The organism is Anaerobacillus sp. ABA4_114, from assembly GCF_056159065.1.
Map to the genome: position 1 here is coordinate 1,876,848 of NZ_JBSWUM010000001.1, position 19,869 is coordinate 1,896,716.

Consider the following 19,869-nt stretch of genomic DNA (forward strand, 5'->3'; position numbering starts at 1 on the left):
ATTTTCTCAGAAGGCGTGAGCGTTGTCCGAAGGGGTCACGCTCTTTTTTTATCTCATCCTACTGTAGGGTGATTTATGATAAAATCAGAATAGTTTTGAAATAGGAATGGGGGAAGTACTATTGTCTTATGAAGAAAATTGTCCTTTTTGTAATCCTCATGAGGACGAGGGGCAAAATATTTTGTTCGAAAATGAATCTTGTTATTTTTTGCAACATGATGATCAACAAAGTGTTCTAGAAGGTTGTGGAGTTATTGTTCCTAAGAACCATCATGCGAATGCGTTTGAATTGACTAGAGAAGAGTGGAACGATACATATGAACTTTTACAGGATGCAAAAGAGTACATAGATAAAGCATTCTCACCAGATGGTTATACGCTCGGTTGGAATGTCGGAGAGGTCTCAAATCAATTTATTTTCCATAGTCACCTTCATGTCATACCAAGATATAAGGACGAACCATTGTCTGGAAGAGGGTTGCGTTATTGGCTAAAGCAACCTGAAAACAAAAGAGAAAAGCTTATGAAACTTAAATAGAAAACTTCACTATTGCCAGATTTACAGAGTATGAATTGATTATAGAATGGAGAGAACCCATGATTAAATTCAGTAACCTTGATGAAGTAGAATTTAAAAGGTATATGGATTTCATGATCCCTGATCATGCAAATGAAATCACAAGAAACTTCAACTTAACAACGGAACAAGCTTTAGAGGAATCAGAGATGATGATCACTGACATGTTTAAGGATGGATTAGGGACAGAAGGTCAATATCTATACAATATTGTGGAAGCGGATTCAGATGAAAAAGTGGGAGTTCTATGGTATAGCATTATTCCAGAGATTAATTCAGCATACTTATACCATATTTTAATAGACGAACAACATAGAGGAAAAGGGTTTGGTACTAAGACGATTGAAAAGCTTCAAGGTCAGCTGAGAGAATGTGGTGTGAATTCAATCGGATTAAGTGTTTTCGGGAAAAATGATGGAGCTTATCGCTTATATAAGAAACTAGGGTACTCGAATACAAGGATATCAATGGAGAAAGTGCTGTAAGAAATCGATGTTAGGTGTATATTACCTAATGAGATGAATGCTTTTATCCTAATGAAAAAAAGTTTGTAGAGTCTTTTTGAAGATGAAAAAGCATGGATCATAATCGATCCATGCTTTTCTACTACTCTATTATTTTGTCGCTTCTAGAACGTCGATCACACCGTTGCCATAATAGAAAGAGCTACCAAGCGGTTTCGCTGTGTCGTTAAGCTTTTGACGAACCTCAGCGTTTGTTAAGCTAGGGTTGCCTGCAAGGATAAGTGCAGCTGCACCAGCTACGTGAGGAGAAGCCATGGACGTTCCGTTAAAGCTGTCGTAGCCATTACCAGGTACAGAGCTTAAAATGTTAACGCCTGGTGCCATTACCTCAAGCTCTGAGCCTACACTTGAGAACGATGCGCGTTTATTGTTAGAATCTACTGCGCCGACTGCCATTGCAGAAGAATATTTCGCTGGATATCCAATCGTGTTAAAGCCGAAGAACGTTCCGCTGTTACCAGCTGCCGCAACTACTAACACACCTGAGTTGTAGGCGTTGTCAGTCGCATTCTTAAGTGCAGTTGAACCAGAGCTGCCACCCAAACTCATGTTGATGACATCCATATTATTGTCCACTGCCCACTCAATTCCTTGAATGATGCCGCTGTAAGTACCGCTACCAGAGCTATCTAGTACTTTTACAGCATAGAGACTAGCAGAGGGTGCTACACCAAGTACGCCAACACTATTATTTAGTCCAGCAACTGTACCTGCCACATGAGTACCATGTCCATTGCCGTCTGTAGTTGCGTCTGGTTCCTCAGCAACGAAACTTGCACCGCCGCTCACGTTCAGATCTTCGTGGCTAGCGTCAATTCCTGTATCTAGTATAGCAACTTTAACTCCAGAGCCAGTGTTTCCAGTCGCTTGAACTTGATCTGCTTTGATATGAGGGATGCCCCAAGGTGTTGTTTGACCAATTGCATGTGCTACTTGATCTTCTTCTACAAAAGAAACTAGAGGGTTCTTCTCAAGTATTTTAGCCGCTGGTTCAGGCAAGGAAACAAGCATCGTATCCATATGTTTAAACTGATGCTTTACCTTTCCTCCTAAAGTTAAAACGTTATTGATCTGAGCAGTTTTGATATTAGATTTAAAACCAATTAGGTAGTCTTTCTTTCCTTTGTCCATTGAATCAGAAGCAGACGGGGAAGAAAAACCAACCAATAGGGATAGAACGAGAACGACGCTGAGAATAATACTGAGTCTTCTAAAAGTAGCTTTCATTTCTTTTCCTCCGATCATGGTTTTAATATCAATAACAATCAAACTAAGTGCTCGTGATGGACAGATTCCGGGCCCGGATATGTATGTCAGAAAAGTTCGACTATTACAAAATTAATGGTATCATGCTATAAGCTATATTCATATTGGGAAATGTCGAATTATTAATGGGGGTTTACAAGGTTGTTAAACGTTTGATTTCCCAATCTACAAACTATGAAAATAGCGTTATACTAAAAGTTTTATATAAATTTAAGATAGTAGATTGGATTTATTTCACTGTAGAAAGCACCTTTAGCACATGATTCGAGCGATCTTCTCAATAATTGAATTAATAACGAAATTTTGAAACTTTTAAATCTCCTTATCGTAAATGAAAAAACGAGAAAAAAAGGAGGTCATGAAGATGTATGAGCATAAATTTGTAAAAATCGACTTGTCTTCTTTTAACAAACCAAGGGATGACTATCATGAAGTCATTTTTGAGCATGAAAAGGAAGGTTGGGAGTTAGTACAAATTTTCGCCCCAGGTACTAGGAGTTATGGAATGTCTGCTTTTTTTGAAGTCATATTCAAACGCAAAAAAGACTAAGGTGGATGGACTTGCCTTAGTTTTTTTCGCTTTAAGGTATTTATTGTTAGAAATATCTATTTCACTCGTTTTGAAACCGATCGGAGGTCATTTAATTTGGATGGTCAAGACTTGAGACATAAAGAATTTGATAAAGTATTAGATTTCCTTGAACAAAATAGGCTATTTAGTGGCGTAGTACTTTTATCAGAAGAAGGTATTCCATTTTACAACAGAGCGATAGGCAGGAGAACTGCAACAGAATTACATACTCAAGATTCAGTCTTTGAAATCGCCTCCATTTCAAAGAGTTTTACCGCAATGGCAATAATGATACTGATGGAAGAAGGAAAATTGAATTTAGAAGATAGCCTAATTACGTATTTTCCTGATTTACCATACAAAAACATAACGATAAAAAATATGCTAACCCATACCTCCGGACTTCCTGATTATATGGAATGGTTCGAAACAGAAGGAAACTGGGATTTTGAAAGAATTGCAACAAATAAAGAAGTCGTTGCATTCTTAAAAGAAGAAGAGCCAGACGTTTTGTTTCCGGCAGATGATAAGTGGGAGTATTGTAATACAGGGTATGTATTGCTTGCAGAAATAATAGAAAAGGTTTCAAGAATAGAGTATGGCACGTTTTTGAAAACTAAGTTATTTAAACCTCTAAATATGGAAAATACATCAACTCATTCATACTATCTAGAAGGTGATCTTACAACACTTTCACAAGGTTATATTTATGATTGGAAGCTAGATTTGTACAAGCTTCCAGAAGAAATGGAAGAACACAAATATGTTTATTTTCTCGACGGTGTAAAAGGTGATGGAGGAATTAAGTCGACTGTACTAGATTTATTGAAATGGGAGCGTTCTATTTATCGTAATGTATTGGTATCCAAACAAACTATGGAAAGTGTGATTAATCCAGTTTCAATAAACAGCCAAAAATCCATGGAATATTGTCCTTGCTTGCATGAACAATTAGGCGGCTATGGCTTTGGTTGGAAGATTGAAGACCATCCTCACTATAAAAAGCTGATCCTTCACGATGGATATTGGGCAGGGTATTGTTCTGCATTAATTAGTTATAAAGATTACGATAAATCGATCATCATGTTAACTAACTTGGATTTTACGGATGATAATTTAAACAAGGTACTACATTTGCTGACTCTTCTATTAGAGAAGATTTTATTTGGAGGAAAAGCAGATCTAAAAGAGTTTGAGGATTTGATACGGTCAACTCGTGTAGATAAGTGAGAGTAGTAATATGTCTTGAAGGTCTTTAAAACAGTCACTCTAAAACTAAAGTGGCTGTTTATCATTAAAATAAATTTGAATATTCTGTTCTATAAATATAGAATGGTATTGGGAGGGATAAAATGGAATTGTTTTCTGCAAGTACGAAATTATCAAATGGAAAGTATAGTATCCAACTGGAAAGCTCTCTATTATGGGAATCTGCTTTAGGTATCGCTGCGATAACAAACGACTCTTTGGTTGATACCTTGGATATTTCGAAACAAAAACGAAAAGCAATCGAACAATCTCTATCCACAAGAATGCTTGAACAGCTTCGATTTGTAAAAAAACATAATACGTGGAAAACGCTTCTCCAGATTCTTCATCAGAAAGAGTTTGATCATCTTGACTCTTTTACAGATTATGTGGAGAGGTTATCAGCGCATCAGCTGAAGACCATTTCAATTCCGTATTTAGGTCAAGAGTATTACGATTTGATCAATGAACTTTTGAATGGATCGGAAGACGCACTTCGTGAATTGCGGATGATCACGAAGCATCACCCTTTTCTTCCAAGCTATTTAGAGTTTATAAATCAAGTTTCTGCTGAAAAGCTGAAAAAACATCTAATTGAAGTTATGACCGGGTGGTATGAAACGGTTATTGAACCTGATAAAAACAAGTTGAATGAGATCCTTCTAAAGGACAAGGTTTCAAAAGAAAAAATGCTAAATCGTCTAGAGCCTGAGGAGTTTATTAAGTGGGCTACTGACGGTGTTACTTACTCAAAGGAACCAGGTGTACAAAACGTCCTTCTTATTCCACACTATTTTTACCGACCTTGGAACGTTGAAGCAGATCTTGAAGGAGTCAAAGTATTTTATTATGCGGTAGCCAATGAAAGTATCTCAGATGAGAAATATATACCTAATAAACAATTGGTACAACGCTATAAAGCGTTAGGAGATGAAACACGTTTACGAATACTGAAAATGATAAAAGATGACCACTTATCTTTACAAGAGTTAACGCACGAGCTGAAGCTAGGTAAGACAACCGTTCATCATCATTTGAAGATCTTGAAATCAGCAAAGCTAGTTTCTCAAGTTTCAAATCATAAATACGACATTAATCAAAGTGCCATTGACTTCTTACCTGCCGATTTAAGTCTGTATCTGGATAGTAAATAAGAAGGGGATGCCTATGAATAATTCGATTGTACGAATGGGATCAGAGGATAAAATTCCTGAGTTCAAAAAGAATTTCCAAGTATTTCGGTTTATCGGTGGTAACTTAGTATCCTTCTTCGGAGATCAAATCTATTTGATAGCGCTGCCGTTGATTGTACTAGCAATTACCGGCTCACCGCTTAGCATGGGAATCGTAGCAGCTCTTGAAAGGCTGCCAATTCTTATCCAGCCCTTTACTGGCGTATTGGCTGATAATTTTAATCGAAAAAGGATACTCTTGTTTTGTGATATAGGACGGTTCTTAACAGTAGGCTTTTTAGGTTTTTTATACATACTAAACTCCTTAACGATTTGGGAGATATACGGCGGGGCGTTGATTGTTGGTTTGTTGACCCAGTTGTATAATACGTGTCAATTTGCTTCTGTTCCAAAGCTCGTCAAAAAGAAAGACCTTCAACTAGTAAACTCAATAAATACAGGTGTTTTCCAAGCAGCTATGTTTGTTGCTCCTGGCTTAGGTGGAATCATCATTAGTATTTTTAATCCTGGTATAGGATTAATCATCAACAGCTTATCTTTTTTAATTGGTTTCATCGTGACGTTAAGTCTAAGTATTGATAGTAATATACAGAAAGAGAAAGTGACGACAACAACAATCATTTCAGAAATTAAGGAAGGGTTTCGATTTGTTATTGATGTAAAACCAATTTTATACTCAAACGTAGCGATGCTCTTTTCAATCTTTGGAACCACTCTTTTCTTAACGATGCTTGTGATCCATCTAAAATCAACAGCACGGTTTGATGCAATTGAAATTGGTTTTCTTTTATCGATTGGTGGTGTTGCGGCTATTGGTGGTGCAATAACGACGAATTGGCTAAAGAAACATTTCAGTTACAGATCGATCCTTTTCACAGCAGGAGCTTTAGGTGGATTATCAATTATCGGTTTTGTAATGTATGATTCTTTCCTTTGGTTAGCAATCATGAATGCAGTTGGCACAGTATCTGCGGCAATTATGACACCTTGTATCGTCACGATACGTCAACATCTAAGCCCAGACAATCTCTTAGGACGAGTTCAAGCTTCTAGTCGTTTTATGACTTGGTTACTAATGCCGGTAGCGGCTTTAGTTGCAGGGCTAATAGCTGAGCAATACAGTACTACCCTAACGATATTAATTGGTGGAGTCGTTGCTACTGCTTCTTCCTTTCTTTATTTACATCCATCTTTAAAAAAAGCATAGGTTAGTCGTGTCTACTTTCTATAAGTAAAAGGAGCGTTATTCTAACAAGGATGACGCTATTTTTATATCTTGTTTGAAACTTTTTCCAATTGAAATCGTAATGATTAACAAGGTGTAGGGGATTTCTAGACTATTATTAAACTAAATAGTATCCATCAAAGTCATTCATCAATAAATCTGTCCAAACAACTATAATAGATAGGAGTCATCGCTTTGATTTATAAATTTGCTGTCGGTTTAGTGTTTCTACTTAGTACACTTGCAATTGCATTTTTACTAAGTAAAATTTCTTCCACATTCAGCAAGGTTTTAGAAAATACGCTGAGTAGTAAGGTTAAGTATATCTTTCTTGTATTCGTAACAATTTCGTTCGACATTGCTTTAGTTTTTCTTTTTTCTTGGAAAACTCAATGGAATTTCTTAGATTCCTGGTTCACATGTAGCGTACTATTAATAGCGATCGTTTGGCTTCCGGGCTACTTTAGACCATTCCATGAGAACGCTAGTAGAACTGTTGGTAATTTTAGTTCAAGATACCAATCAAATAATATCTTAATCTTTAAATTATCACAGCACCCATTTGTGATAGGAACCTTAATCGTTGGAATAACCGGGATCCTCTCATCCGTCATTTTATATCTTCCATACTTCCTTTGAGAGGGAAAAAAGTATAGGTTAACAGCTTTCTCTTGTTTCTAACTTTCGTGATTGGACGGTGAATATACAATGTTTAAGTCATCGCAAATGAATAGTTTAATCCGAATAGTAGGTTTATGGCTCATTTATCTTTACATAATTTACAACAATCAACACATTCCGGATGGTGTAGGGACTACAATTTTGTTCTCTTTGATTGCGGTATTTGTCGTGTTCATAACTGTATTGGACATCAAGCGAATTATGAAAAAAGGGTGAATACCCTCTTTAAGTGGGGAGCTATCTAGAGTGAGAAATATCAATCGATATGAGGTGCGCTTATGACGAACTTAGTATTCTATGAAAACGCTTCAATGGTTGAACGATCAGAAATAGACATGTTAGTAGATCGATTAATAATAATGAAAGAACGAGAAGGAAATCCGATGGGTGTTGAGATAAAAGAGTTTGGAGATGCGGTTGCGTTCTCTGTGAAAAATATTCCTGGACCTTCTTTCAATACGATAAAAGGTGTTTCTGATAATAATGTTGAGGACATTGATGCGATGTTGGATTTTTACACTTGTAGAGGTATTCCTGCTCGATTTGAAATTACTCCCATCCAACCAACCACAGAGTTCCTAAGAGCTCTGAGTAATAAGGGTTATTTTCAAAGTGGGTTTCATACCTCTCTTTACAGAACATTTGATATAGGCCGATCACCTAATGACGAGCAACAACCATCTTTGCACATCCAAGAAATGAGCAAAGATGATTTTTCTTTGTTTGGAGAGATCTATACAAAAGGGTTTGGTATGCCTTCGTTCATCAAAGAACATGTTACGGAAAATAACAAGATCCTATTAAATAACGGTAAGTGGACGTTTTACTTAGCAAGTGTAAAAGGAGAACCAGCTGGAGTAGGAGCGCTGTTCGTGCACAACGGTGTTGGTATTTTAGCTGCATCGACAACAGTGCCGGGTTTGAGAAATAAAGGGGTTCAAACTGCACTAATAAAAACCCGTTTAGAAAAAGCGAGTGAGTTAAACTGTTCATTCATAGTCGGACAAGCGGCATATGGGAGTGTCAGCCACAAAAATATGGAACGAGCAGGGTTAAAGATCGCTTATACAAATGCTGTTTGGGAAAAGTACAAGTGATACAGCTAGAAAAGGAGAAGCTCTTTTTTACACCGTATACATGAGAATGTTAGTGATAGAAGGGCATAAAGTGTTGTTGCATGGTCGTAATACTGAGAAGTTGGCGCAAGTGGCGCGCGAACTTGGAGAAAATAATACAGAACAGTATGTGGCAGATTTATCTCAGATGAGTGAAGTGAAGAAGTAAGTATTTTGATAATGACATTGAAGAATTTGGAGAACCCCATCCTGATGCCCGTGATGATAAAAAGTGTGCAGCGCTTGTAAAGGAATTGGATGCCCTCATAGAAAATAAAGAGGTCAGACGCTTGTTGAAACAAAAACTAGCGTCTGACCTCTTTTATATATACCTTCTTATTAATATAGAGATTTAGTTTCAAATGGTTGAGTAATAACTTTGTTTCATCGCTAAATTTTGGTAGATAATTATGTTTCACTATATGTGAAATGTTTCACAAAAACATAATAAGTAAGGTTTAAAAGGGGGGAGAATATGAAGATAAAATCAAAATTAATTTCAGCTCTATTTTCCACATCGTTGACATGTGTTTACTGGTTGATAGAGGGTTTTCTAAGTACTAATGCCCTGTTTGTAATCACTGGGTCTCTTTTCATTATGTTTGTGATCTTGTTTGCAGGAATTGGTAATGTAATCTACGGAATTCCAGTGTCGTATTTATCTGATTGGCTATCATCTAAAGTGCCATCATTTCGGTTCATTACAGCAACGTCCATTCACGTTTCGCTAGCTTTTGCGACAATTATTGTCATTGATGAGGAGTATGTTCACTTCGCTATTGTAGCATCCATCTTTTTCTTTATAGTAGAGGAATTACAGCACATGAAGCAGAGAACGATTCAATTAAAATCGATGATCATGAATACGGTGATTATCCTAACTGTAGTCATTGGGGTGCTTGTTTATAATTCTTACGTATCAATAGATAGGAAGGCGAATGGAGATGAAGCAAAAACAAACATAACTCATCTTATCCCAGAGGGTTATGAAGGCCCTATATTACTTTTATACAACCTCGATGGAAGTTCAACAGTTAAAGAGGAAAGTAACCGAAGGGTTATCACAGTTTATATAGAAGAGGTGGTTTATACATATGTTGGTGACAAGCTACAATACGGCGAGGCAAAGACCTCGTTTGCAAAATAAAAAGCGTACTGCTATAAATTTCCTTTTTGGTATAATGATAGTTGCTGCTATTCCGATACGTGCTAGTCGATTTATTAGTCCAGAGGTCAATAATAAGGTGAGGGGGTGGCCGTCATTCAATTCCAACTATTAGGAGACGAATCGAAGATTGCAATTGAAGTATTGGGAAGAAAATATCCTGACTCTACCGATTATTGGGACGGTAATTGGATTGACTCTTACGTTTTACTAGAAATCCCTGGATACTCAGCTAAATTCCGTGCGAATGTAAGAACGAATGAATTATTGTCTTTTTTGGAAGAACTGAAAACGATGAATGAAACGTTAAAAGGAAAGGCAGTGCTCGAGAATATGGAAGACTTCATTCTACTCGAGGGGAGAATGGATGCATTAGGTAACGTGATGTGGTCTGGAGAAACCTGTTATCCAAAGGGGACTGGGGCTATATTGAACTTTACATTTGAATCGGATCAATCATATTTAACGAAGTTGATAGAAGAATTGATTGTTGTTGTAGATAAGTTTCCAGTTATCGGGAAGCCGTGAAACCCATGGGTGAAGAGTTTTAAATTGATTTCAGGGGGAGAAGTAATGCATATGTTGCAGGGAACTTTTATGGAACATCTCCATACACTATCGACAGAGATCGGATGCCGTCCAGTCGGATCAGAGGCAAATCACGAAGCGTCCCATTATATTGAAGAAGTTTTAAGAAATGCTGAAATCAACGTAGACATTCAAGAATTTGAAGTACCAAACTGGCGGCTTAATGAAGCTTTTATTGAGGTTGATGGGTATCGTTTAGAGGCTATAGCTAATGGTTTTTCTGAGTCAGTCGAGGTTTCGGGATCAATCGTCTCTTTTTGCACAATTGAAGAACTCTCTGCATCACAAAACCTTCAAGGGAAGATCGCGTTATTATACGGTGAATTATCAAAAGAAAACTATGTTCCTAAAGGGTTTACAATTTATAATCCTGAACATCATCAAAGAGTGATTCAACTACTTGAAGAGAAAAATCCTTCAGCCATCTTATTTGTAAGAATGGAAAAAGAAATAAATCAACCGTTAATCAACGATTGGGACTTTTTCATTCCTTCTTTAACGGTTTCTCCAGAAGTAGGTTTAACCATAAAAAATAGCCCTTCAACCTCCTCAGTAAAATGCATCATAAAGAGTAGAAGAAAAGAAGGTAAAACGAAGAATATCATTGGGAAAATAAATGGGTATGGGACTGAAAAAATCATTCTTACTGCTCACTATGATACGGTGTTTAATACTGACGGAGCTTTCGACAATGCTTCAGGAGTGGCAGTTGTCCTCTCGTTAGCTGAAGAGCTTTCTAAGAGAAGTGATTGGCACACTAGTTTCGAGTTCATCTTTTTTAGTTCAGAAGAATTTCTCGGTCTAGGAGACGAGATTTATTTGAAGGCATACCTAAACGACCTTCCTCAAGCACTAGTCGCCATGAACTTTGATGGTATCGGTCAATCGCTTGGCACGAATAATGTTACACTCATGTCTGGATCAAATGAATTTGAAAGTTATGTAAAAGCGATCAAGGGACAGTTTCCAGCTGTCCAATGGACAGCACCATGGTATGAGAGTAACCATTACACCTTTTTCTCAAATGGTGTGCCTAGTATCCCGTTCAGTAACTGTGGCGTTTCAAATCTATTACATACAGTAGACGATACGATTAAGTGGATCAGTAAAGATAAATTGACAGAAGTATTCTCACTTGCAAATGAGATTATAAAAAGTTTGCAAGGAAAAACGAGGGAATGGACATCAAAACCCCAATAAAAGGAATGCTTGGCAGACATAAGGAGAACGGTCAGAGGATATCAACCACTGACCGATTTTTTTATGCCGAAACGTTTAAAGATTACAGGATTAAAGCTGTTTTCTCTTGCCATGATGCTGATTAGAATCCAATAAAAGCAGGTTATGATTGTTCTGGATAATCACAGTACTCAATAATCGTCCCTTCTGTATCGGCAGGGTTTAAATAGATCAACCTTCTTCCATGCTTGTTGATTCGTAGCGTATCTTCTAAGGTTCGTATGTTTTGTTTCTTTAGTTCTTCTAACGCCTCATCTAGGTTATCAACGCGATATGCGATATGGTGGACGCCTTTTCCTTTTTGTTTCATAAATCTTGCGATAGGAGAAGTCGTGTTATTCGTAGGCATCAAGAGTTCAACTCGGCTATCGTTAATATCGATTACGGCGATTTCACTCTCCACCCCTTGTGCCTCACTACGGTAGTGATCGACAAGCGTACCGCCTAAAACGTTCGTGTAAAACGTAATGCTTTCATCGATGCGCCGAACGGCTATTCCTATATGATCAAGCTGTTTGTTCATTGTGAATGACTCCTTTATAGGTAATGGCACAATTTTAACATAAGGTTGTTAAAGTAGTGCATCACAAGCGTTTGATTGTGAGCGGCGTCTTCATTATGTACAATAGCTAATGAAACTAAATTTATTCGAAAAGGTGTTCATAAATGAAATCATATGTTGTTATAGGTGCTGGAATTCTAGGAGCATCTACTGCCTATCATCTTGCGAAAGAAGGTGCCGACGTTACGATTGTCGATCGAGCCGATTCGGGTCAGGCAACAGATGCTGCAGCCGGCATCGTGTGTCCTTGGCTATCGCAACGACGCAATAAAGTATGGTACAGGCTAGCGAAGGGCGGGGCGAAATATTACTCAGATTTAATCGAACAATTAACAGCAGAAGGGGAAACAGAAACAGGCTACAAAAAAGTTGGAGCGATCAGCCTACACACTGATGAGAAAAAGCTCGATAAAATGATCGAGCGCGCTCTTAAGAGACGTGAAGATGCGCCAGAAATTGGTGAGATAAGAAAGTTGACCACAGAAGAAACGAAAGCAATGTTTCCGCCGGTTTCAGAGGATTACCAGTCTGTATATGTGAGCGGTGCAGCAAGAATTAATGGTGCAGCGCTTAGGAAGGCTCTTTTACGTGTTGCTAAAAAGTTCGGCGCAACTATGGAAGAAGGAAACGCAGAACTACTGCATACAGCGGGTAATGTGACTGGTGTTAAGGTTTCGGGTCGTGAGATAAAAGCAGATAACGTGATCGTTACTGCTGGAGCATGGGCGAACGAGCTGTTCGAACCACTCGGTTTATCATTTCAGGTAACATCGCAAAAAGCTCAGATCGTGCATCTTGATGTGCAGGAAGACACTGATGAGTGGCCGGTCGTAATGCCTCCGAACGATCAATACTTGCTGAGCTTTGATGATGGTCGAGTGGTTGTCGGTGCAACGCACGAAAACGATGTAGGATTTGATAAACGAGTGACAGCAGGTGGGTTACATGAAATCTTTAGTAAAGCACTACAAGTAGCTCCTGGTCTTAGCGATAGTACGATGGTCGAGGCGAAAGTAGGGTTTCGTCCATTTACACCAGGGTTTCTCCCTGTGTTTGGTCGTGTTCCAGAAACAAGTGGCCTACTAGCTGCTAACGGACTAGGAGCATCAGGATTGACGGTTGGACCATACTTAGGTCTAGAGCTTGCGAGAATGGCGATGGGAAAAGAAACGGAATTATCTCCACTCGATTATGATCTTTCAGAAGCCATAACACGGTTGGATTAGTGTAGCACAGGAAGGTTTCTCAACTCGTGTATAGAAGAGTTAAGGAATTAGCCCTTGTGAGTAAAGGAGTGGTCAAGATTAGATGGTTTGCGTTACTAACACTGCTTATGGTAACCGCATGCGCTTCATCAGATGAGCAGACAACTGCGCCAGATGAAGGAGCTGCCGACGTCATCGTTGAAAACCTGCAGATTCCATGGGAAATCGTGAAGTCAGGTGAAACATTCTATATGACTGAAAGAGAAGGAACGATCGCGAAGTATGAAGCCGGCAAGCTAGAACGTGAGGAGATTGAGCTCGATAAGCCTTTACTAACGAAAGGAGAAGGTGGCTTGCTTGGTATAGAGCTCTATCCGGATTTTTCTGAATCAGGGAAAGCGTTCGTCTACCATACGTATGAAGAGGATGGGCAAACGGTAAACAGAGTGATAGAGGTGACCAAAAGTGAGAGTGGATGGAAAGAAACGAAGGAATTGATAAGCGGGATACCTGGGTCTTTATATCATAACGGAGGTAGAATCAAGATTGGTCCAGATGAGAAGGTATATATCACGACTGGCGATGCTACGAACCCTGATCTAGCTCAAGATAAAACGAGCCTTGCTGGAAAAATCCTTAGAATGAATCAAGATGGTTCGATACCAGATGATAATCCCTTTGCAAATTCCTACGTCTATTCATATGGTCATCGTAACCCACAAGGTTTAGCGTGGGATGATGGTGGCCAGCTGTATTCTTCAGAACACGGAGATTCAGCTCATGATGAAATCAACAAGATCGCACCAGGAGAGAATTACGGGTGGCCGGTTATTGAAGGAGACGAAGAACAAGAGGGGATGACCTCTCCAATGTATCACTCTGGTAAGGATACTTGGGCCCCTTCAGGAATCGTAATAAAGGATCAAACGCTCTATGCTGCAACGTTAAGGGGGAATGAAGTCCGCTCCTTTGCTCTTGATGAAAACAACAGTGAAACGGTCCTTTCTGGTTATGGAAGACTTCGGTCATTGTATTATGATGATTCCCTCTATGCAGTCACGAACAATACAGACGGCAGAGGGAATGCGTCCGAGAAAGATGATCGGTTCATTGAGATCCAACTAAATAAGTAATGCCATATATCGTCATCTCAATCGTTTGAGATGACGATTTTTTATGTAGTTTGTTGAAAAGAGAACATCAGGCTTCATGTTGAATCTAAAAAGTTACATAATCCGTGTTGATATGGAGCATCGTTGGCAGATTTGATAAACTCTGACTGTTTTTAAGAACCTTTGTCATCATGCAGGAAATTCCATATGAAGGCATTGAATAGAACTGTAATACATTTGGGGAGGACTGGCAGTAATGAATAATCATCTGATGATTTCTGGTGTTGCTGACCTGTTTAAAGTGACCAAACATACATTGAAGCAGTGGGAGAATCAATTCTCTGCATTCCTTGAAATTCCACGTGATGAAAACAATTCTCGTACTTATACGGATAGAGATCTAGAAATCCTTTACTTGATCACCAACATGAAAGCGAGTAACACAGATGATGATGCGATTTCGTTAGCACTCGAACAGCACATTATTGAACTCCAAGAACAAAAAGCAATCGATGAATTTAATCAAGCTGCAGAGCTCAAGCGACAGGAGATCGAAAGGGAAAAAGAGCTGCAAGCACAGGTTGAAGATGTAGAGAAAGTTGAAGAATCGGTAGTTTACTCAACGTATGAAGACCAAGAAGAAATAAAAGAATCATTATCAAAAATCGTTTCGTTTGTTGAATCGGAAGAAGTCAAGCAATTGCTGAAGATGGATAAGACGGTTAAGAAGATGGAAAAAGATATCGTTCATCAGATTCATGAAATCGTCCATGAAGAAATTGCGACTGCTTCTGATGCTCATGCGTCTATGAATCAACTAGAACTTAACGCGATTGGCAAAAAGATCGATGATTTAACGGATGTTTCTGCAGAGGAAAGAGCGTTCTACCAGGAAGAAGTTGAAAAGGAACGGAAAGTAGCTGCTGCACACATGTCGGAGCGAGAAGAGCGTTTGATGGCTATCGTTCAAAATCGTTTTCGAAATGAAGAAACGCAGGTAAAGAGGAATGAAGCTGATTCGAAATGGGGTGTAGGTAAGATTAAGCACATCTTGGGCTTTGTGAGGTAGAGAGAAGTAGAAACTTGATAGGGGGAAAATCGATGGAACATGCTAAAGTCATGTTTTCCATTCTTAGTCTTCTCATCGCTGCCACGTTCGCTGCCCTATATATTTATATTTTTTCACTTCATACAGAAATGGAAGGGTCGAAGGCAAGTGCAACAGAGGTGTCTGCCGCATCATTTCCTACTGAATATCAGTTTGTAGAAGATTTTGTTTCAGATTTTCATGCTTTTTATAATAGAACGACCGGGTATGGGATGATCGAGAGAGTCGAAATGGAAGACCAAGAGAAACATGCTGAGGCAGTTACTGCCTACATCAATATCTTCCTCGAAAATGGTGTGGAGCATCATGATCTAAAAGTAGATTTACAAGCGATCAAAATGATCGCGAGCAGTGACCTCGATGAAGCCGACGTGAGGCTCCTTCACCGTTATTTTCACGATCTTGATAAAGCAATGAACGGATACGATCATCCAGATACGTTCGGTGTGACCGAAACGTTCGGTGGAGAATACAATCATGAATGAAGTCATAGGTATGGCGACGTAGAAGCGATGTTTTATGAAGTGATAAAACATCGCTTTTCGAATTGTCTGTCAACACCTTGTGCGATTTCCTTTTGTTGGATAAACTAGTTAAAAAGGCACATGAGAGGGGAATCTATGAAAACAAAAACGGTGGTTGTTTGGCTTGGCGTAGCATCGATACTGACGCTTGCGTTAACAGCATATTATATTTTTTCCTTGGATAAGGAAGTGAAGTCAACGCAAGGTAGTTTTGTAGCCACCCCGAATGAAGCGGTGGCGCAAGATGAGAGGTTATCGACTGAAGAGCTAAGAGAATTAGAAGCTAAAGTGATTTCTGAACCACAGTTTGATAACATTAAAGAGTTTATTTCTCTTACGCACGGGTTTTATAACGAAACAGCTGGATACGGTGGTATAAAAGATTTAGATGATAACGTACAAAGTGAAAAAGCAATCAACGTCATCATTCATGCAAACCATTACATAGAGACAGAATCAGAAAACAAAGATCTCGTAAAAGATTTAAAAGAGATTAAAACGTACGCACTTCGTTATCTTGAAAAACCTGGTGCAAACCACATTAAGAAACTCCATCGTTATTTTCATGATTTAGATATCGCCCTAAATCAGTACAATGGTCATGACAAGGTGTGGGGCGTGACAGAGCTTTACGGGAAAGGAAGATAAAAAAAGTCACCATCATGGTGACTTTTTTCTATTAATCTTCGTCTTTCATATCTTCATCGTCTTCACCTAGGTACTCTTCGTCAGTTTCAAAGAGCAACCCGGTTTGACATGATTGACAATCTCTAACACATTGATTAAAGCTGAATGGAAATAACCTACGACAGACAGATGAACAGAATCTTGAACAGTCCCCTCTCGATTCTCCACCTGTATTCGAGCTATAAGAACGGTCGCTCGCAAGACGAGGACGCTGAGGCAGTCTCTTAAAATAAGGTTTGCTATGCTTCACAAAATCCACCTCCTTACGTTACTAGAGTATGCAAGAGGAAGAGGACATGCTAATACTCTTAATGAAAAAGTTGACAAGTCAGGCTTTATCATCCATTCGTTTTATTGATACACTTAATACAAAAATGTGAGAGGTGAAGGTATGAGTGAAGATGGAAAGAATCAATTCGTGAATAAGCTGATCGATGAAAAGTCGCCGTATTTACTTCAGCACGCACACAATCCCGTCGATTGGTATCCATGGGGAGAGGAAGCGTTCGAAAAAGCGAAGCGTGAAAATAAGCCAGTGTTGGTGTCGATCGGTTATTCGACGTGTCATTGGTGTCATGTGATGGAGCGGGAGAGCTTTGAAGATGTTGAAACAGCGAAACTCTTAAATGAGCGGTTCGTAGCGATCAAAGTAGATCGGGAAGAACGCCCAGATATCGATTCGATCTATATGAAAGTTTGTCAGGGATTAACAGGACAAGGTGGCTGGCCGCTCAATGTCTTCGTAACTCCAGATCAAAAGCCATTTTATGCAGGAACATATTTTCCTATAGAAAGCCGCTATAACATTCCTGGTTTTAAGGATGCGATCATGCAGCTCTCTGAACAGTACAAGTCGAATCCAGAGAAGATTACGAGAATCGGCGATCAAATCACGCAGTCTCTTCAAGAACGAATGAAGTCAGAAGGTTCTTCTCTTTCTGAAGAACCGCTTCATACAGCCTTTGACCAGATGCAAAATATGTTTGATACAATTTTTGGTGGGTTTGGGACGACGCCTAAATTCCCTTCTCCACACATGCTGATGTACTTGTTGCGCTTTGCGCGTACATTTGATAACGAATTGGCTACGACGATGGTAACGAGGACGCTCGATGGGATGGCAAACGGCGGCATTTATGACCACATTGGGTATGGTTTTGCTCGCTATGCCGTCGATCAAGAATGGCTTGTGCCACACTTTGAGAAGATGCTCTATGACAATGCGATGCTCGCGATGACCTATACAGAAGGGTATCAAGCGACTGGAAACGAACGTTATAAGGAAATTGCGCAACAAGTCCTCGAGTATGTAAAAAGGGATATGACGTCAAACGAAGGTGCATTCTACTCTGCAGAAGATGCCGACTCCGAAGGTGAAGAGGGGAAATTTTACGTTTGGACAAAAGAAGAAGTCATCAAAGTTCTTGGAGAGGAAGTAGGAGAATTCGTTGCTTCGACTTATGATGTGACTGAAAAAGGGAATTTTGAAGGTAAAAACATACCGAACTTGATAAAAACTACGATAACAAAGCAGGCTGAGACACACGGCTATTCAGAAGAGGAGTTTCGCTCGATTCTAAGTGAAGCTAGGAAGAAGCTGTATACTGAACGAAAGAAGCGTGTTCATCCTTATAAAGACGATAAGATCTTAACAAGTTGGAACATGCTGATGGTCGCTGCATTCGCAAAAGCTGGCAAAGTATTTGATAACGACGAATACAAAGAATATGCTGCACGAGCCTATTCGTTCATTGAAACAAACCTTGTTGTTGAAGGCCGCCTTATGGCTAGATATCGAGATGGGGAAGTAAAACATAAGGCTTTCCATGATGATTATGCGTATGGCCTTTGGGCTCTTAATGAACTATATGAAGCAAGTTTCGAAACGACGTATCTAGTAAAAGCGAAGCACATGGCAGATGAGATGAACCGTTTATTCTGGGATGAAGAAGTAGGCGGCTTCTATCTTTACGGCCATGACGCAGATGAATTAATTGCAAGGCCAAAAGACGTCCATGATGGGGCGTTGCCGTCTGGAAACAGCGTTGCGGCTCTTCAACTCCTACGACTCTCAAAGCTAACAGGTGAAACGAAGTATGAAGAATGGGGAAATAAAATGTTCACAGCATTCGCAGGAGATGTAACCTCGTATCCAAGTGGACATGCCTATTTCTTAATGAGTAAGCTGCTCACAGTTTCTTCTCCGAAGGAAGCAGTTGTGATCGGTGAACAAGAGGATGAGAAGACAAGGAAAGTACAGACATTTTTCCAACGTGAATTTTTACCTGAACTTACGGTTCTTGTAACTGATAATCCTACTAAATTACGAGAAGCGGCAACATTCGCTTCTGAGTTTGAAAAGCAGAGAGAAACAGTGGTTTATCTCTGTGAGAACTTTACGTGCAGTATGCCGACATCAGAAATTGATCACATTATAAATAAGCTAAAATAGAGTAAAGCTATCGGGTTATCGCTCGGTAGCTTTTCTTAAGGTGGGCTATGTATGAATCGTATTAGAGAAGCGCTCGCTTTAATTGAAAAAGAGAACAACGTGCACATCTTGTTTGCATGTGAAGCGGGAAGTCGCGCGTGGGGATATGATAAGGCAGAGAGCGATTATGATGTAAGGTTCATATATGTACATGAGAAAGAGTGGTATCTTACTCTTTTTCAAAGAAGTGATGTGATTGAAAAGGCGGCTGATGAAGTAGAGTTGCACGGTTGGGATATAAAGAAAGCACTAGGTCTTTTAACGAAATCGAATCCAACATTATTGGAGTGGCTTCAATCGCCGATCATTTATCAAGAAAGTGACTCGTTTCACTGTGTACGCGAACTTGCGGGTGAGATGATTCAGCTAAAGCCGGTCATGTTTCATTACACGAAGATGGGGAAGAAAAACCTTACAAATTACCGTGAGTCAGGAAAACAAAAACACCTGTTATATGTGCTTAAGTCAGTTCTGTTTACGGAATGGATCTATGCCTGTAAACGTATACCGGATAAAGAAGTTCATGAGCTCCTACAATGGTCGACGATACCAAATCGAATGAAGGTTACATGTACAGATCTTCTCAATCGAAAAGTGATTCAACATGATAATCTGGTTTCAGACTTTCTGGAACAACAGCTAAACGTTTATGAAGAGAAAGCAAAAGAACTACCGATGCATGAGATCAATAGAGAAAAAGTGGATCATCTGTATCGAGAACTCATCGAAAACGACTAAAAAGGTTTTACATCTGTTCAAAGCGAATTGGAAGTGTAATAAAGAGGCGT

Annotated in this window: 22 protein-coding genes; 19 read left to right on the plus strand and 3 right to left on the minus strand. The window is 39.2% G+C overall.

What is annotated here, in order from left to right; genetic code table 11:
- The first annotated feature begins 121 nt into the window (after window positions 1-121).
- Together ACXAEY_RS09500 and ACXAEY_RS09505 are read left to right on the plus strand one after the other, a co-directional pair.
- Entirely contained in the window at window positions 122-538 is a 417-nt protein-coding gene (locus ACXAEY_RS09500; protein WP_474811590.1) for an HIT family protein, read from the plus strand.
- Between the two features lie 59 nt (window positions 539-597).
- Complete coding sequence (locus ACXAEY_RS09505) at window positions 598-1,062, plus strand: GNAT family N-acetyltransferase (protein WP_474811592.1); 465 nt, start codon at window positions 598-600, stop codon at window positions 1,060-1,062.
- A gap of 129 nt (window positions 1,063-1,191) precedes the next feature.
- On the opposite strand, the gene ACXAEY_RS09510 is transcribed toward ACXAEY_RS09505, so the two are convergent.
- Window positions 1,192-2,328: a S8 family peptidase gene (locus ACXAEY_RS09510; RefSeq protein ID WP_474811594.1), complete on the minus strand. Its 1,137-nt coding sequence runs from the start codon at window positions 2,326-2,328 to the stop codon at window positions 1,192-1,194.
- Window positions 2,329-2,731: 403 nt separating this feature from the next.
- Between ACXAEY_RS09510 and ACXAEY_RS09515 the strand changes: the two genes are divergently transcribed.
- The 10 genes from ACXAEY_RS09515 (at window position 2,732) to ACXAEY_RS09560 (ending at window position 11,353) form a co-directional block, all read left to right on the plus strand.
- Entirely contained in the window at window positions 2,732-2,917 is a 186-nt protein-coding gene (locus tag ACXAEY_RS09515) for a DUF4177 domain-containing protein (protein WP_270182373.1), read from the plus strand.
- A 96-nt stretch (window positions 2,918-3,013) separates the two neighbouring features.
- Entirely contained in the window at window positions 3,014-4,168 is a 1,155-nt protein-coding gene (locus ACXAEY_RS09520) for a serine hydrolase domain-containing protein (RefSeq protein WP_474811596.1), read from the plus strand.
- 122 nt (window positions 4,169-4,290) lie between these two features.
- The gene (locus tag ACXAEY_RS09525; protein WP_474811598.1) at window positions 4,291-5,340 is read left to right on the plus strand and encodes an ArsR/SmtB family transcription factor; all 1,050 of its coding nucleotides are present in this window, start codon (window positions 4,291-4,293) and stop codon (window positions 5,338-5,340) included.
- A 13-nt stretch (window positions 5,341-5,353) separates the two neighbouring features.
- Window positions 5,354-6,586, plus strand: a complete 1,233-nt coding sequence (locus ACXAEY_RS09530) for an MFS transporter (RefSeq protein WP_474811600.1) — start codon at window positions 5,354-5,356, stop codon at window positions 6,584-6,586.
- A gap of 213 nt (window positions 6,587-6,799) precedes the next feature.
- Complete coding sequence (locus tag ACXAEY_RS09535) at window positions 6,800-7,243, plus strand: hypothetical protein (protein ID WP_474811602.1); 444 nt, start codon at window positions 6,800-6,802, stop codon at window positions 7,241-7,243.
- A 320-nt stretch (window positions 7,244-7,563) separates the two neighbouring features.
- The gene (locus ACXAEY_RS09540; RefSeq protein WP_474811604.1) at window positions 7,564-8,382 is read left to right on the plus strand and encodes a GNAT family N-acetyltransferase; all 819 of its coding nucleotides are present in this window, start codon (window positions 7,564-7,566) and stop codon (window positions 8,380-8,382) included.
- Window positions 8,383-8,434: 52 nt separating this feature from the next.
- Window positions 8,435-8,569, plus strand: a complete 135-nt coding sequence (locus tag ACXAEY_RS09545) for a hypothetical protein (protein WP_474811606.1) — start codon at window positions 8,435-8,437, stop codon at window positions 8,567-8,569.
- 306 nt (window positions 8,570-8,875) lie between these two features.
- Window positions 8,876-9,547, plus strand: coding sequence for a DUF6843 domain-containing protein (locus ACXAEY_RS09550; protein WP_474811608.1), 672 nt, complete (start codon window positions 8,876-8,878; stop codon window positions 9,545-9,547).
- A gap of 105 nt (window positions 9,548-9,652) precedes the next feature.
- Window positions 9,653-10,093 (plus strand): WapI family immunity protein, encoded by a 441-nt coding sequence (locus ACXAEY_RS09555; RefSeq protein WP_474811610.1) that lies wholly within the window; start codon window positions 9,653-9,655, stop codon window positions 10,091-10,093.
- A gap of 45 nt (window positions 10,094-10,138) precedes the next feature.
- A complete protein-coding gene (locus tag ACXAEY_RS09560) occupies window positions 10,139-11,353 on the plus strand; it encodes a M28 family peptidase (RefSeq protein ID WP_474811612.1) in 1,215 nt (404 codons plus the stop codon).
- A gap of 142 nt (window positions 11,354-11,495) precedes the next feature.
- Here the strand turns inward: ACXAEY_RS09560 and mce are convergent, their stop codons facing one another.
- Window positions 11,496-11,915: a methylmalonyl-CoA epimerase gene (mce, locus tag ACXAEY_RS09565; protein WP_474811614.1), complete on the minus strand. Its 420-nt coding sequence runs from the start codon at window positions 11,913-11,915 to the stop codon at window positions 11,496-11,498.
- 143 nt (window positions 11,916-12,058) lie between these two features.
- Here mce and ACXAEY_RS09570 point away from each other — a divergent pair, with 143 nt between their 5' ends.
- From ACXAEY_RS09570 to ACXAEY_RS09590, 5 genes are all read left to right on the plus strand, one after another.
- Window positions 12,059-13,180, plus strand: coding sequence for an NAD(P)/FAD-dependent oxidoreductase (locus ACXAEY_RS09570; protein WP_474811616.1), 1,122 nt, complete (start codon window positions 12,059-12,061; stop codon window positions 13,178-13,180).
- 56 nt (window positions 13,181-13,236) lie between these two features.
- Window positions 13,237-14,292: a PQQ-dependent sugar dehydrogenase gene (locus ACXAEY_RS09575; RefSeq protein WP_474811618.1), complete on the plus strand. Its 1,056-nt coding sequence runs from the start codon at window positions 13,237-13,239 to the stop codon at window positions 14,290-14,292.
- A gap of 235 nt (window positions 14,293-14,527) precedes the next feature.
- Entirely contained in the window at window positions 14,528-15,340 is an 813-nt protein-coding gene (locus tag ACXAEY_RS09580) for a MerR family transcriptional regulator (RefSeq protein ID WP_474811620.1), read from the plus strand.
- A 32-nt stretch (window positions 15,341-15,372) separates the two neighbouring features.
- Window positions 15,373-15,864, plus strand: a complete 492-nt coding sequence (locus ACXAEY_RS09585; RefSeq protein ID WP_474811622.1) for a hypothetical protein — start codon at window positions 15,373-15,375, stop codon at window positions 15,862-15,864.
- A gap of 135 nt (window positions 15,865-15,999) precedes the next feature.
- On the plus strand, window positions 16,000-16,551 hold the full coding sequence (locus ACXAEY_RS09590; protein WP_270182267.1) for a hypothetical protein: 552 nt from the start codon (window positions 16,000-16,002) through the stop codon (window positions 16,549-16,551).
- A 31-nt stretch (window positions 16,552-16,582) separates the two neighbouring features.
- On the opposite strand, the gene ACXAEY_RS09595 is transcribed toward ACXAEY_RS09590, so the two are convergent.
- Entirely contained in the window at window positions 16,583-16,840 is a 258-nt protein-coding gene (locus tag ACXAEY_RS09595) for a hypothetical protein (RefSeq protein ID WP_270182266.1), read from the minus strand.
- 141 nt (window positions 16,841-16,981) lie between these two features.
- Here ACXAEY_RS09595 and ACXAEY_RS09600 point away from each other — a divergent pair, with 141 nt between their 5' ends.
- Window positions 16,982-19,042: a thioredoxin domain-containing protein gene (locus tag ACXAEY_RS09600; RefSeq protein WP_474811625.1), complete on the plus strand. Its 2,061-nt coding sequence runs from the start codon at window positions 16,982-16,984 to the stop codon at window positions 19,040-19,042.
- Window positions 19,043-19,093: 51 nt separating this feature from the next.
- On the plus strand, window positions 19,094-19,819 hold the full coding sequence (locus ACXAEY_RS09605) for a nucleotidyltransferase domain-containing protein (RefSeq protein ID WP_474811627.1): 726 nt from the start codon (window positions 19,094-19,096) through the stop codon (window positions 19,817-19,819).
- The last annotated feature ends 50 nt before the right edge of the window (window positions 19,820-19,869 follow it).

Excerpts from the sequence above, each read along its gene's own strand:
- ACXAEY_RS09510 (WP_474811594.1), bottom strand. The coding sequence starts at position 2,328 with ATGAAAGCTACTTTTAGAAGACTCAGTATTATTCTCAGCGTCGTTCTC.
- ACXAEY_RS09540 (WP_474811604.1), top strand. The coding sequence starts at position 7,564 with ATGACGAACTTAGTATTCTATGAAAACGCTTCAATGGTTGAACGATCA.
- ACXAEY_RS09515 (WP_270182373.1), top strand. The coding sequence starts at position 2,732 with ATGTATGAGCATAAATTTGTAAAAATCGACTTGTCTTCTTTTAACAAA.
- ACXAEY_RS09505 (WP_474811592.1), top strand. The coding sequence starts at position 598 with ATGATTAAATTCAGTAACCTTGATGAAGTAGAATTTAAAAGGTATATG.
- ACXAEY_RS09550 (WP_474811608.1), top strand. The coding sequence starts at position 8,876 with ATGAAGATAAAATCAAAATTAATTTCAGCTCTATTTTCCACATCGTTG.
- ACXAEY_RS09580 (WP_474811620.1), top strand. The coding sequence starts at position 14,528 with ATGAATAATCATCTGATGATTTCTGGTGTTGCTGACCTGTTTAAAGTG.
- mce (WP_474811614.1), bottom strand. The coding sequence starts at position 11,915 with ATGAACAAACAGCTTGATCATATAGGAATAGCCGTTCGGCGCATCGAT.
- ACXAEY_RS09590 (WP_270182267.1), top strand. The coding sequence starts at position 16,000 with ATGAAAACAAAAACGGTGGTTGTTTGGCTTGGCGTAGCATCGATACTG.
- ACXAEY_RS09530 (WP_474811600.1), top strand. The coding sequence starts at position 5,354 with ATGAATAATTCGATTGTACGAATGGGATCAGAGGATAAAATTCCTGAG.
- ACXAEY_RS09600 (WP_474811625.1), top strand. The coding sequence starts at position 16,982 with ATGAGTGAAGATGGAAAGAATCAATTCGTGAATAAGCTGATCGATGAA.
- ACXAEY_RS09585 (WP_474811622.1), top strand. The coding sequence starts at position 15,373 with ATGGAACATGCTAAAGTCATGTTTTCCATTCTTAGTCTTCTCATCGCT.
- ACXAEY_RS09605 (WP_474811627.1), top strand. The coding sequence starts at position 19,094 with ATGAATCGTATTAGAGAAGCGCTCGCTTTAATTGAAAAAGAGAACAAC.
- ACXAEY_RS09525 (WP_474811598.1), top strand. The coding sequence starts at position 4,291 with ATGGAATTGTTTTCTGCAAGTACGAAATTATCAAATGGAAAGTATAGT.
- ACXAEY_RS09560 (WP_474811612.1), top strand. The coding sequence starts at position 10,139 with ATGCATATGTTGCAGGGAACTTTTATGGAACATCTCCATACACTATCG.
- ACXAEY_RS09570 (WP_474811616.1), top strand. The coding sequence starts at position 12,059 with ATGAAATCATATGTTGTTATAGGTGCTGGAATTCTAGGAGCATCTACT.